This window comes from Streptomyces canus, assembly GCF_001514145.1.
Taxonomy (GTDB): domain Bacteria; phylum Actinomycetota; class Actinomycetes; order Streptomycetales; family Streptomycetaceae; genus Streptomyces; species Streptomyces canus.
Window position 1 is genome coordinate 557,788 of the sequence record NZ_KQ948656.1, and the last position, 12,920, is coordinate 570,707.

At 69.9% G+C, this 12,920-nt stretch carries 7 protein-coding genes and 1 pseudogene; 2 read left to right on the top strand and 6 right to left on the bottom strand.

Annotation, left to right across the window (positions count from 1 at the left end; all coding sequences use genetic code 11):
- Window positions 1-516 precede the first annotated feature (516 nt).
- Both AQJ46_RS02450 and AQJ46_RS02455 read right to left on the bottom strand, forming a co-directional pair.
- Window positions 517-2,565 carry an alpha-L-fucosidase gene (locus AQJ46_RS02450; RefSeq protein WP_059203959.1) on the bottom strand — a complete coding sequence of 683 codons (2,049 nt, stop codon included), beginning with the start codon at window positions 2,563-2,565 and terminating at the stop codon, window positions 517-519.
- A gap of 235 nt (window positions 2,566-2,800) precedes the next feature.
- Window positions 2,801-4,027 carry an MFS transporter gene (locus tag AQJ46_RS02455; protein WP_225887213.1) on the bottom strand — a complete coding sequence of 409 codons (1,227 nt, stop codon included), beginning with the start codon at window positions 4,025-4,027 and terminating at the stop codon, window positions 2,801-2,803.
- Between the two features lie 164 nt (window positions 4,028-4,191).
- Here AQJ46_RS02455 and AQJ46_RS02460 point away from each other — a divergent pair, with 164 nt between their 5' ends.
- Window positions 4,192-5,265 (top strand): AraC family transcriptional regulator, encoded by a 1,074-nt coding sequence (locus AQJ46_RS02460; RefSeq protein ID WP_059203961.1) that lies wholly within the window; start codon window positions 4,192-4,194, stop codon window positions 5,263-5,265.
- Between the two features lie 8 nt (window positions 5,266-5,273).
- On the opposite strand, the gene AQJ46_RS02465 is transcribed toward AQJ46_RS02460, so the two are convergent.
- The 3 genes from AQJ46_RS02465 to AQJ46_RS02475 are packed head-to-tail and all read right to left on the bottom strand — an operon-like array spanning window position 5,274 to window position 8,904.
- On the bottom strand, window positions 5,274-6,686 hold the full coding sequence (locus AQJ46_RS02465; RefSeq protein WP_059203962.1) for an aldehyde dehydrogenase family protein: 1,413 nt from the start codon (window positions 6,684-6,686) through the stop codon (window positions 5,274-5,276).
- Entirely contained in the window at window positions 6,683-7,561 is an 879-nt protein-coding gene (locus AQJ46_RS02470) for an SDR family NAD(P)-dependent oxidoreductase (protein ID WP_059203963.1), read from the bottom strand. The genes AQJ46_RS02465 and AQJ46_RS02470 overlap by 4 nt, the downstream gene beginning before the upstream one ends.
- Window positions 7,558-8,904, bottom strand: a complete 1,347-nt coding sequence (locus AQJ46_RS02475; RefSeq protein ID WP_208616860.1) for a flavin-containing monooxygenase — start codon at window positions 8,902-8,904, stop codon at window positions 7,558-7,560. The genes AQJ46_RS02470 and AQJ46_RS02475 overlap by 4 nt, the downstream gene beginning before the upstream one ends.
- A 136-nt stretch (window positions 8,905-9,040) precedes the next feature.
- Between AQJ46_RS02475 and AQJ46_RS02480 the strand changes: the two are divergent.
- A pseudogene (locus AQJ46_RS02480) lies at window positions 9,041-9,238 on the top strand (3-oxoadipate CoA-transferase); the annotation flags it as partial.
- Window positions 9,239-9,936: 698 nt separating this feature from the next.
- On the opposite strand, the gene AQJ46_RS02485 reads toward AQJ46_RS02480, so the two are convergent.
- Window positions 9,937-12,918 (bottom strand): CHAT domain-containing protein, encoded by a 2,982-nt coding sequence (locus AQJ46_RS02485; protein ID WP_059203965.1) that lies wholly within the window; start codon window positions 12,916-12,918, stop codon window positions 9,937-9,939.
- Window positions 12,919-12,920: the final 2 nt, after the last annotated feature.

Genomic DNA, 12,920 nt, shown 5'->3' on the forward strand with positions numbered 1-12,920 from the left:
GCGGTTCCTGCTACTCGGCACCCGACACGAAGCAGTACGAACCGAGGGCTCCGGCGTCAGCCTCGAGGGCAATCGACACTTCACCGAGGCACTGCGTCACACACCCGTCGCGCACCCGGACCCCGAGGCCGCGCTGGACTTCGCGTACCGACTGATCTACGCCACGATCGCGCACCGCATCACCCAGGGCGAGTTCCTGGAGTCCGACCGTCCGCTGCCCTGGACCGAACTGCGCAGCCACCTCCAGTCCGCGATCGTCTCCTACCTCCTCGATGCCCCGCGGGTCCGCTGAGCCCGGACTCACGTTCGCACAGAGGTGCGCGCACGGCCCTTGACGGGCGGTGTGGCTGGATGCGAGATGTCCTTGCTTCACCTCCACGCAGGCAACGGAGCTCCCGTCGTCAGTCCGACTCGACGGACTGACGACGGGAGCTCCGCACCCCCACTACTTCTCAACACACAGGTTCGCGAACCCCCTTGTCACCAGGCGCGTACCCCTGACTACCCGGTCTTGGATCAAGCCTTGAACGTCCACATCAGGTTGGTGCTGTCCTGCCACGTCCACTGCTTGACCACGGCCCCTTCGGCGACCATGCCGCCGCCGTCGAGGACCAGTCCCGTGGTGCGGTTGGCGATCGAGTACCGGCCCTGGCCGCGGTGGGTGATCTGCCACTGCTGGTTGGCGCCGCCGTTCCAGGGGGCCTGCCGGGCCGGGTCGCCGTTGCCGGTGGCGCCCCAGCCGTCGGCGGCCAGGCCGTTGGTGCGGTTGACGAGCCGGTAGTACCCGTTCCCGAGTTCGATCGCCTGCCACTGGACGTTGGCGCTGTCCACGATCTCCCACTGTTTCAGGTTCGAGCCGCTGGAGAACGTGCCGCCACTGTCCAGCACCAGGCCGCTCGTGACGTTGCCCAGGCGGAAGTACGTGGCCGGGTTGAACGTCACCTTCAGCGAGGCGATGGCGTCGTTGTTGCCGGTCGTCCGGAGGTCGGCGGCGTTCGAGGTGAACGTCCAGGCGGTGCCGGTGAAGTTGTCGCCGGAGTAGCCGATCACCTGGAAGCCGTCGGGCACCAGGATGGACGAGGCCTGGGCGGGCCCCAGACCGGCGGCGGCCAGCTGGGAGGAGGTGTAACTGCCCAGCTGCAGAACGCCGCGGGTGCCTTGGTAGCCGACGTTCTGGAACACCGTCGGTGAGACCCTCGTGGGCATGCCCTGGACCTCCACGCACACCACGGGGAGAGTGGCGTTCGGCGCGGTGGCCGGCACGGTGACGTTGATCTGGTCGGTGACGGTGTACGAGAGCGAGACCGAGGGGTTGTTCAGCAGATAGACGCGGCTGATCGTGTTGTCCATCCTCGGGATCCGCAGCTGGCCGTTCGTGGGCCAGGTGAAGACATGGGCGAAGAGCTTGCCGTTCTTCTTGGTGAGCTTCCCCCACGAAGGTTCGGTGGCGAACGGGCTGCCGCTGGTCCCGTGGATGCTGTCGCTGTGCGTCGACATCCATGAGGCCAGGCCGTTCAGAACGGTCTGGGTTCCCGCTGTGACCGAGCCATCGCCCTTGGGGCCGATGTTCAACAGGAGGTTGCCGTCCCGGGAGACCACCGTGACGAGCTCTTGGACGATGTCCTTGAGGGATCTGTAGGAGTTCTCACTCGACGCGTTGTAACCCCAGGCGCCGTTCATGGTGGCGCACCGCTCCCACGGTCGGCTCATCGGCTCGCCGGGTATTCCGAACTCCGCGACCGCGTAGTCACCGAGACGGTGGTCCCGCTTGACCCGTTCGTTGACGATGAGGTTGGGCTTGCGGGCCATCAGCCAGTTGTAGAGGTCGACGCCGTCCGCTTCCAGCCACCAGTTTTCCAGGGTGGGGCTGGAGGGCTCGCCGAACCAGTCCCCGTCGAACCACAGCAGTGCCGGGTCGTAGCGGTCCAGCAGTTCCTGGAGCTGCGCCTTCATGTCGGCGATGTAGGCGGTGCGGGCGGCCTGCGACGACATGGTCGTCAGGCCGTTGTCGTGGCGGTCGGTCTGGGAAGGGTGGTCCCAGTCGAGGATCGAGTAGTACAGGCAGAACTTGATCCCGCGGCTCTCGCACTCGTTCCTGAGGTTCATGAGCGGGTCGCTCTGGACCCCGCCGAAGTCGTGCAGGTTGTACAGCTTGGTGCCGGTGGTGTCCTTGAAGCCCGCGACGTTGGAGTCCCACATCGCGTAGCCCTCGTGGTGCTTGGCGGTGATCACGAGGTACTTCATGCCGGCGTTCTTGGCCAGCTCTGCGATCTGGGCGGCGTTGAACTGGCTGGGGTTGAAGTTCTGGGTGACCTGGGTCTGGTAGTTCGCCTTGCTCCACTGCGAGTTGGTGAACGCCCACTCGCCCTGGCCGAGCTGCGAGTACGACCCGAAGTGGATGAACATCCCGAACCGGGCCTGGTACCACCAGTCCATCTTCGACGCGACGGTGTACGCCTCGGCGGTGGAGGGCCACAAGGCCTGCGGCAGCCCGAAGGCCGCCACTCCTCCGGCAAGGGCGGCGGCCTTCATCAGAGAGCGTCTGCTGAGGGGAGCTGAGGACATGGGTGCGGCTCCATGAGTCAAGAGGGAGGGCAGGCAGGGAGTGACGAGCGGAACGCCCGCCTGGACACTCTGCTCCGCGTAGCGCCACGAGGAGACATCGGATGGATTTATATGAGTACGGTGACACCCGTGTCTAGGGGTGAGACATAAATACCCTGCACAATGGAGTCTTTGGCGGGAATTCTCGGAGTCGGCGGAAGCTGCTGAGGATCCATCAAGCCGAGGCGGCTAACCCCTATACATAGGATCTTTTTGGCTTGCGGCTGGCCAGGCCCGGACCCTGCCGGGTGAAGTGTCGGGCGGCTGCCAGGAGAAGGACCGCCAGGGCGCCCGGTGCCGCATAGGCGAGACGGAACTGGCCGGTGGAGCCCAGGAGTCCGCCCACTGCGCCACCGGTGATGACGCCGACGTAGTTGAAGAGGTTCAGGCGCGCCAGGACCGCCTCCGAGGCTGCGGGACGCAGCCGCGCGGCGGAGGCGAGACACAGCGGAGCCAGGACGGACGCCCCCAGGCCCACCGTCCCGGCCGCGGGAACGGCGACCGGCCAGCTCGGTGCGGCGGCCATGCCCGCCAGAGCGCCCGCGACCAGCAGGGCCGCGGCGCGGACCACGGCGACCGCTCCGAACCGCTGTACGAGCCGATCGGTGGCAGCGCGACCGACGACCGTGCCGGCCTGGTAGGCCGCGTACGCCAGCGGCGCGACCGTGAGCGACGCGGCGAGGGTCTGGCGTAGATAGACGGCCGACCAGGCCGAGACGGTGGAATCGACGACGTAGACGACGAGGAGGACCAGGCCGAACGGGATGAGCCGGATCCACAGGCGGCGCCCCAGCGGCGGCTGCGCGACGGCGTCCGACGACCCCGCGGAGGAGGCGGGCAGGGCGTACGTGCGCATACAGATGGCGAGGAGCAGCACGATCCCTGCCTGAACGCTCAGGCCGACGGCTACGGGCCACTCCAGCCGGGCGGCCCCGGCCGTGAGCAGGGCCGCGACCACGCCGCCCACGCTCCATGCCATGTAGAAGGAGCCGAAGACACTGCGGCCGTAGGCGCGTTCGATCGCCGCCGCCTGGGTGTTGACCCCGACATCGAGGGCACCGACAGCGAGCCCGAAGAGGATGTACGCGCAGATGGCGGTCGCCGCGTCGGGGGCCCACCCGATGAGCACCAGCGCGGCGGCGGCCGTCAGCAGGGCCCCGCGCATCGTGGCGAGGGGACTGGCGCGGCGGATCGCGGCCAGACCCAGGAAGCTGCCGCCCCCCGCCGTCAGCGCCACCGCGACCATCAGGGTGGTCGTCAGGAGCGGAGCCAGTCGCAGGTGTTCCGTGACAGCGGGGACGGTCGTGTAGACGGCAGCGACAGAGACACCTTGCGCGGCGAACGCGAGGGTCGCGCCCTTGCGGGCGCCCGACCTGGAGACCGGGTGCCCGGCCGCTGTCCGGGCTGGAGCATTGAAGGACATCACGCTGTCGCGCCCTCATTTCCGTGCGGGGTACCGAAACCGTATGCAGGCCCGGCAGGCAGGCTCAGGACGCCAGGGGCCGTACAGGGGACTTCGGGGGCCAGAAGGCACGACCGGTGACGCCCCTGCCTCTAGGGTGATCGTTGGAGCAGAAGGTGAGTGCGATGTCCCTTGTCCCCGGTCCGGCAGACCCTCCCGGGACGAGCCGCAGCACGTCGGCGACGATCCAGCCGAACATCCTGCGCTATCTCGTCGTGGTCGCCGACGAGCGCGGTGTCGATCTGCGGCCGCTGCTGCAGCAGATGGCACTGGACGAGACGGTCATGCGCTCCGCCGCACTGCGGGTGTCGTACCGGCAGGGCAGCGCGGTGATCCGTCGTGCGCTGGAGCTCACCAGGGACGAGCACCTGGGACTGAAGGTCGGCGCGGCGCAGCACCTGACCGCGTGGGGCCTCCTCGGCTTCGCCCTGATGGCCGACGACACGCTGCGGCACGCCATCGAGACCGGGGTGAAGTACCAGAACCTGTCCGGGGCGATGGTGGTGTGGTCGGCCGGCGTGGGCGAGGAGGACGACGCCTTCGTGCTGCGCGCCGATCTTCCCGATCCCGCCATGGACCCGGCCGTGGCCTCCTTCCTGAGCGAGGAGGCTTTCGCCTCCGTGGTCGCCCTGTCCCGGCTGGCCGTCGACCCGGCCTTCGCTCCGCGGGCAGTGGAGTTCTCTTTTCCGCCACCGCGCCAACGCGACCTCTACGACGCCCTGTTCCGCTGTCCGGTCCGCTTCGGCGCCCCCGCGAACCGCATGGTCATCGACCCCGCGTGGGCCCGTGTCCGGATGCCCGGCCGGGATCCGGTGAGCTACGCGTCGACTCTGGAGACGCTCGACGCGCAGATGGCTTCCCGCCGTGACCAGCAGGATCTGCTGGAGGTGCTGGAGATCTCCGTCGCGCAGGGCCTGCCGGTGGTGCCGTCGTTCGGCGAGCAGGCGCGGCGGCACGCGACGAGCGAGCGGACGCTGCGCCGTCGGCTGGCCGACTGCGGCACGACGTACGAGGCACTTGCCGAGGGGGTGCGCCGCGAACGCGTCGAGCAGCTGTTGCTCCGCCCGGAACTGACCCTGCGCGACATCGCCCGCCAGGCGGGATTCTCCGACGAACGGGCGCTGCGTCGCGCGGTACGCCGCTGGCACGGTACCTCGCCGGTCCAGCTGCGGGAGCGGATGCGTACGGATCGCCTTTGAGGCCGAGGTCAGCGGGTGCGGATCCAGATCGTCTTCTCCCGGGTCCACTGCTCGAAGGCGTTGGTGGACTTCTCCACTCCCCCGAATCCGGACTGCTTCCAGCCGCCGAAGGAGGTGGTGATGTCGCCCTCGCTGTAGGCGTTGACGGAGACCACGCCGGCCTCGATGCCGCGTGCCAGCCGAAACGCGCTGTCGAGGTCGCGGGTCCATACGGACGCGGCGAGACCGTACTCTGTGGCGTTGGCCAGACGTACCGCCTCGTCCTCGGAGGTGAAGGCCTGGACGGTGACGACGGGACCGAACAGCTCCTCGGTGAGGACGTCGCTGCCCTCAGGGGCTCGGGTGATCACGGTGGGCGGGTAGTAGGCGCCGCGCGCAGGCAGCCCGTGCGGCAGTCCCCCGGTGTGGATCTGGGCTCCGCCGGCCCGGGCGGACTCCACTGCTCCCGCCACCCGGTCGAAGGCGGCGTGGTTGATGAGCGGCCCCATCTGCGTGCGCGGGTCGGCCGGATCGCCGATGACGAGCTCTCCCGCCGCTGCCGAGAACCGCTCCAGGACCTCCTCGGCGATACTGCGGTGGACCAGCACCCGGGACCCGGCCGTGCAGTTCTGTCCCATGGTCAGGAACGCGGCCTCGATCATGTTGTCGATGAGCTCGTCGCCGTAGGAGAGCGCGTCGGCCATCAGCACCTGGGGGCTCTTGCCGCCCATCTCCAGCGAGACGCGCTTGAAGTTGCTCTCGGCGGCATCCTTGAGGATGCGGCGACCGGTCGCGGTGGACCCGGTGAAGGAGAGCGCCCCTACGAGGGGGTGACGGGCGAGGGCCGCGCCGGCTTCCCGACCGTACCCCGGCAGTACCGTGAGCACCCCGTCGGGCAGGCCGGCCTCGGCTGCGAGCGCCGCCAGGTGCAGGGCCGAGCGCGGGGTCGCCTCGGCGGGCTTGACCAGCAGACAGTTACCGGCGGCCAGGGCCGGTCCGACCTTCCACGCGGTCATGGCGAGCGGGTAGTTCCACGGCAGGATCGCCGCGACGACTCCGACCGGTTCGCGGCTCATGAGACCGAGACCGTCGGGCCCGCTCGGCGCGATGCGGCCGAAGACCTTGTCGGCCGCCTCGGCGAACCAGCGGATCGACTCGATCGCGCCCGGTACGTCGCCCGTACGGCACTCCGTGATCGGCTTGCCCGCGTCCTCGCTGTCCAGCCGGGCGAGGATCTGCGCGTCGCGTTCCATGAGGTCGGCGAGCCGCAGCAGCACCGCGCCGCGCTCCCGGACCGGCAGCCGCGACCACACCCCGGCGTCGTGGACCTGCCGGGCCTGCTCGGCGGCCTTGGCGACGTCGTCGGCGCTCGCGGCGGGCAGGGTGGTGATCGGCTCACCGGTGGCGGGGTTGACGACCTGCAGCTTCTCGTTCGTGGTCATGCTTCCTCCACCAGTTCCCAGCGCCCGTCGGTCCGGCGGGCCAGCCCTCGGCGGCGGAGTTCCTCCAGATAGCGGGCCATGCCGCGGTCACCGCGCTTGCGGAACAGGGGGAAGAGCCGGGGCAGCAGGTTCGGCACGAGCATCGCGAACCGCACCAGACGGGACTCACCGGGCCGGGGATAGGCCTCCAGCCGAGGCTTGTCCAGCAGACTCACCACCGCCGAGACGACATCCGCGGGCTGCTGGGGCCGGTCCTGGAACTGCATGGAGTTCCCACCGTCCACGGCCTCCTGGCGCAGCATCCGGGTGTCGGTCGCCGAGGGGAGCACCGACCCGGCCAGAATCCCCTTGCTCCTCAGATCGAGCCCGATGGCGAGCATCGCGCCCCGCAAACCGAACTTGGAAGCGGTGTAGATCGGGGTCTCGCCCAGCGGGAAGATCCCGCCGAGAGAGACCGTGGTGACCACCCTCGCGTCCCGGGAAGCCATGAGAAGAGGGATGGCGATCCGGGTCGCGACCAGCGGTGAGGTCAGGTTGAGGGTGATCTCCCGCTCGATGCTCTCGACACTGCGGACGTCGAAGCGTTCCGCGCTGGTCATGCCCACGTTGTTGACGAGTACGTCGAGGCGACCGTGGTCATCGGCGACCATGTCGAACAACCGCTCCACCTGGGCGCGGTCCATCAGGTCGCAGCCGATGCCCGCGTGGCCTGTGCCCGGAAGGTTGGCGGCGATCTTCTTGGCGCGGACCCCGTCGATGTCGACGACGACACAGCGGGCGCCTCCGGAGGCGAAGCGGCGGCACAGCGCGCTGCCGATACCGCCCGCGCCGCCGGTCACCAGGACGACTTTGCCGGTGAAGTCGAACCCACTCATGCCGTCGCCTCCGCGGGTCGGAGGGATCGCACGGACGGCGGCCGGCCCTCGGTGCGCCAGCCCATCTCCCCCGCGACCTTGCCCAGGTACTTCACGAAGGCCCCGCTGTCGACGTAGCCGGTGTGGCGGGGCGAGTCGACGAACTTCAGTCCGCCGGACAGATCCGGGCGGTCGGCGCGGATCCTCTGGGCGAACCGCTCAGCGTTCGGCCGCTGGTGCCGTACGTCATGGAGGTATCCGGCGATCAACTGCGCCTGCATGTCGAAGAGCTGGTACGCACCGGCGTTGGTCTCGACGAAGCCGATGCCGAACAGGCCCTCGTGTTCGCGCGAGAACGACGACAGGTACAGGTCGGGGTGCTGCTCGTCGCCGAAGTACCGCTGCGCGACCGGCACTTTGTGGACGTAGCCGGTGGCCAGCAGCACGAGATCGAAGTCGTCGCTCGTGCCGTCGGCGAAGTGCACGGTCCGGCCCTCGGTGCGGGCGATCCCGGGCTTGGCGGTGATGTCGCCGTGCTGAAGGTGGTGGATCAGCATCGAGTTGATGGCCGGGTGGGTCTCGAACAGCTTGTGGTCCGGTTTCGGCAGTCCCAGCCGCGTCGGGTCGCCGTTGATGATCCGCAGGAGTGCTCCGAAGACCCGCTGCGCCAGCCACATCGGCAGGTGCGGCCCGCTGTTGGCGATGGTGTCCACGGGGCGGCCGAAGAGGTGCTTGGGGATGAACCAGTATCCACGCCGCATGCTGATCACCGCGTGGTCCGCGCTCCGGGCCGCATCGCACGCGATGTCGCACCCGGAGTTCCCCGCCCCCACGACCAGGACCCGCTTGCCGCGCAGCTCCTCCGCGCTGCGGTAGCCGACGGTGTGCCGGATCTCCCCGCTGAACTCACCCGGCAGTTCGGGGAGGTTGGGGTGCCACTGCGAGCCCGTACACACCACGACCTGCCCGTGCACGCTCGCCTGCCCGTCGGCCCGGGTGACCGTCCACGTGCCGTCCGCGTTCTTCTCGACGTTCTCGACCTCGACGCCGAACTCGATGCGGTCCCTCAGCCCGTAGGCGTCGGCGAAGGATCGCAGGTACGACAGGACCTGCCGGTGGGGCGGGTAGTCCGCGAAGTGGTCGGGCATCGGAAAACCACCGAACCCCGACAGGGTCCTGCTCGAAATGAAGTGGGCCGACTCGTACATCGGGCTGCCGGGACTGTCGATGTCCCAGATACCGCCGGGGCCGGTGTGCCGCTCAAGATGCGTGTACGGCAGATTCCGCTCCGCCAGGGCCCTGGCGACCGCCAGTCCGGCAGGTCCCGCCCCTATCACGCACGTATCCAACTGGCTTTCCTTCACGGGCCTGCCTCCTCGTTCGTCCCGCTTCACGGGGCTTGGAGGGAAACGTATTGACCCGCTGTCCGGAGGGAACTGACCCGGGCGGCCAGGGACCGGACATCAGCGGCCGCGCGACCACGGCATACGTCTGCGCACGGCCTTCCAGGTGTTCTCGTCCGGTGCCCTCGCCAACCGGCACACCGGCTCCATCGATGCCATTCCGGCCGTCGGAGGGGCGATGCACTTGGCGATCGGCGCCAAGCGGGTGTTCGTGATGATGCCGCTGTTCACCGAGCAAGGCGTGCCAAAGCCGGCCCCGGAGTGCACCTACCCACTCACCGGCGTCGGCCCGGTTGCCGGCACCACCCCGTTCGGACTCTCCGGCAGGTTGTCGAGGTCGTCATGAGTGAACTCCTCATCGACCGCCGAGGCGTGGGGGCGGTGCCGTCATCCCGGCGGGAGCATCCGGTCCTGGTCCACCGGGGTGTGCCGTCGTGCCAGTTCAGGACCCGCCTGAAGCGGGCCGGTCGGCCGTAGAGGGCGGAGTAGACGCGCTCGGTGAAGATGAGGTCGAGCACGGGTCCGGCGGCCTGGCCCGATGATTGAGTGTGGCTGTGTGACTGAACCAGGGGCGGGAGGTCACGGTGTCGACCATGCCGGGGCACGCGGCCGCGATATGAGTACCGGTGGCGAGGCCGTGTTCGCGGCGTTCGGCGGCGACCTGGGCCACCTCGGAGGGAACGGTCAGCCCGACCGGCCGGCCTGCTCCCTGCGCGGTCTTGTCCCGGACGGCGCTGCGCCAGGACTCGCCGCCGTCCCGGCCACCGGCGACCCCGTCCCGCTCGACACCGGCTTCAGCAAGTGTCCTGTCGCCGAGCTGATGGGCCGGCCACGGCTCCGGGTTCCAGGCATACCCGCGTATGCCGGATGGCGTGTGTGGCTGTCACGGCCACGTCGCGCAGCACCTGCGGGTGAACCGATGCCGGTCGGAACGGGTAGTCCATCCAGCGCCCGCCGCTCGTCGTCCTCGCGCCCACGACCACACCATGAGGCTCACACGACGATGCAGGTCATGGCCGCCCAGAGCAGGGGCGAGTGCTCGATCCGGCCGTCGGCCCGCCAGTGGTCCAGTTGCTCGCGCTGCCAACGGCCGAGCCGCGCCACGGGGTCCTGGTCCTCGTGGGCGGTGTCGACGGCGACGACCGCCGCGGACAGCGGGCGGACGGACTCGGGCAGGCCGGCCAGGCGGTGGAACGCGAAGCTCGTCGGCAGCACCCAGCGGGTGGCCGTCACCAACTCGGCGCCGTTGTGGAGCATCGCCGTGGCCAGGCCGAACGACTCGGCGAACCGGAGATCGCCGCCGCTCTCGCAGCCGATGAGAGCGACGCGCGGCGGCGCGGGCCAGATCCGCCCACCCGGTTCTCCGTCGGCACGCAGGGGAAGGGTGCCCAGCAGCAGGTCCTTGGCGGACAGGGGGCGATGGGTACGGACCGCCTCGGCCAGGCCGGCGGTGCCGGGACCGCAGCACAGATGGAGGGTGCCGTCCTCGCTCTGGCCGCCCTCGACCGGCGCGCCGCTCACGTGCCCGACGTACATCAGTCGGCGTGCCCCCTTCCGGAGCGCGCTGCTCAGCCAGTCCCGGTCCAGATCGGTGCGGCGGAAGACCTCGGCCGGAGTGGCGACGGACGGCACGACGGCGCCCGCGTCGAGACGGTTCTGGACGAACGCGAGCAGCTCCGGGTCCGAGCCGGGCGGTCCGAGGACCGAGCCGAGCGGGGAGTCGGCCCGGAAACCGGGGATCCGCGGGTCGAGGACGAGAACGACTGTGTCGGTATCGGTATCGGTATCGGTATCGGTATCGGTGTCGGGGGCGGGACGAGGAGACGGCTTCGGATCCGGCCGACGCAGTGACGTCGGCGCGGTGGTCACCACGTCCGCCAGATCGATCAGCCGTACGTCGCTCTCGGCGTCGACGGCGAGCAGCTCCCAGGGGACCTGGGCGACCCGGGGAGACGGCTGGATCCGTACCAGAGGACGGCCCGCGCGCGCCGACACCTGCCGTATCTGCGCGGTCAGTCCCTCCGGCCACATCGCCTCGGCCAGCTCCCGCGCGAGTGCGTGCTCGTCCCGGGGATCGGTCATCGCTCCCGACGCGAACGCGTGCCGCATTCCCTCCGCCGCCGTACCCGGTCCCGGCAGCGCGGCGGCCAGCGCACGCACCGCCCGGTCGACCTCGTCGGCCGGTCCGTGGCCGGTTCCGAACCCACGGGCCCCGCCGGCCCAGGTCCAGGTCATGAACACGTCGCCGGCGTCGGCCATGCGGATCTGGACGACCGGGCGGCTCGTCAGGTCGTCGGTGATCCAGAACGGCACCTCCTCCTCGTCCACGATCCGCCGGTGATAGCGGAACTCGGCCGCCGCGATGTACTCCTGGAGCGCGACCCGACCGGGCTCCTGCGACATCCGCACCTTCGGCGGTGGCGCGACGCGCAGACCGGCGGAGGCGGCGGCGTCCGCCGCGACTCCCCCGAGCCTCGTCGGGCCGTCGGCGTGCCCATACACCTTCATCGCCGCACTCGGGAAGACCGAGACGGACTCTCCGAATTCTCCGGCGTCTCCGGCGTCTCCGGCAGGCGAGGCGGCAGGCGTCGACGGTGTGCGGTCCAGTGCCAGCAAGGCCCCCGCGCAGCGGTGTTCCACGAGTTCGAAGAGCAGCCCTTGGTCCTGTCGGCGTACGGCTAGACGGAAGACCAACTGCATCGCGTCGTCGGCGAGTTCGAGCCACTGGCTGCGGGCATGGGCGGTGGCGAAGCCGTAGCGCGCCGCCTCCAGGGCCAGCGCGGCGGGCAGGGCGAGGGAGAGCGCGTTGTCGACGGACTTGCGTTCGTGGTCGCCGTGGTCCGTCCGGTTCAGGTTGTCCTCAAGGGTGCGGGCGAGCATGAGGTCGACCTGTGCGCACCGCTCGTAGACCTCCCGCGCCTGGTACACGTCCCGGGCGTCCTGGGCCAGGCGCTTCATCTCCGTGATGTCGCCGCGGTCGTAGGCGTGTTGGGCGCCCAGGAGCATGGTGTCGGCGGCGGCGATCGAGGCGCCGAGTTGTTCGAACCGGGCCAGGCTCGCCGCCATCAGGTCGTCCGCGCCGGTGCTGTCACCTCGCCGGCCGGCGAGAAAGGCCCGCGCCTGTTCACAGACGGCCAGATCCCCGTACCGCCGCTGCCGCTCGAAGAACGCGGAGGCCTCGGCGAACAGCCGCTCCGCGAGGTCGAAGTCGCCCCGGTGCATCGCCGTGTACGCCCGGTGTGCGAGAAGCGACTGCAGCTCACCGGTGTCCCCCGTCGCCCGCAGAGCGTCCTCCGCGCGGGCGAACCAGTCCTCGGCCGGGTCGAACCGTCCGGTCGAGGCGCAGATCAGGCCGAGGACGATCAGCAGGCGCGGGATGGTCTCCACGGCGGTCGCCGGCGTGGTGGACAGCAAGGCCGAGGCCTGCTCCTCGGCCGCTCCCCATTCGCTCCGCTCGATGAGCAGATGAACCCGGTTCAGACCGAGTTCGGATGTGCGCAGTCCCTCGGGGTCGTCGAACTCGGGCAGCCTGAGCGCCGCTTCGTCGAGGCAGGCCAGCGCCTCGTCCAGGCGCCCGGTCCTGCGCAGCAGGTCGGCCCTGGCGAGCAGCGTCCTCAGCATCATCTCCAGCCACAGCTGACGGCCACGCGTTCCCATCGGTGCCGAGGCGATGCCGTCGAGCAGGGCGCGGGAGCGCTCGACGGCGTCCTCCGCCGCGACCAGGTCCGTGGCGGTGAGCCGGACACTCGCGATGTTCGCCAGCAGATGCGCCCGCAGGAATTGCACGTCGGCCGAGTCCTCGAGGGACTCGGCCAGGGTCAACAGGTGCTCGTGGACGGCGCACGCGGCAGTGAGATCGGCCGCCAGCTGGTGCTGCTCGGCCAGGGCCAGACCGCTGTCGAACGGCTCCCCGTACAGTTGCGTCACCGCCGCGTTCTGTTCGTGCTCGCCGTCTTCCCGGCTTGTCTCCGGCATCC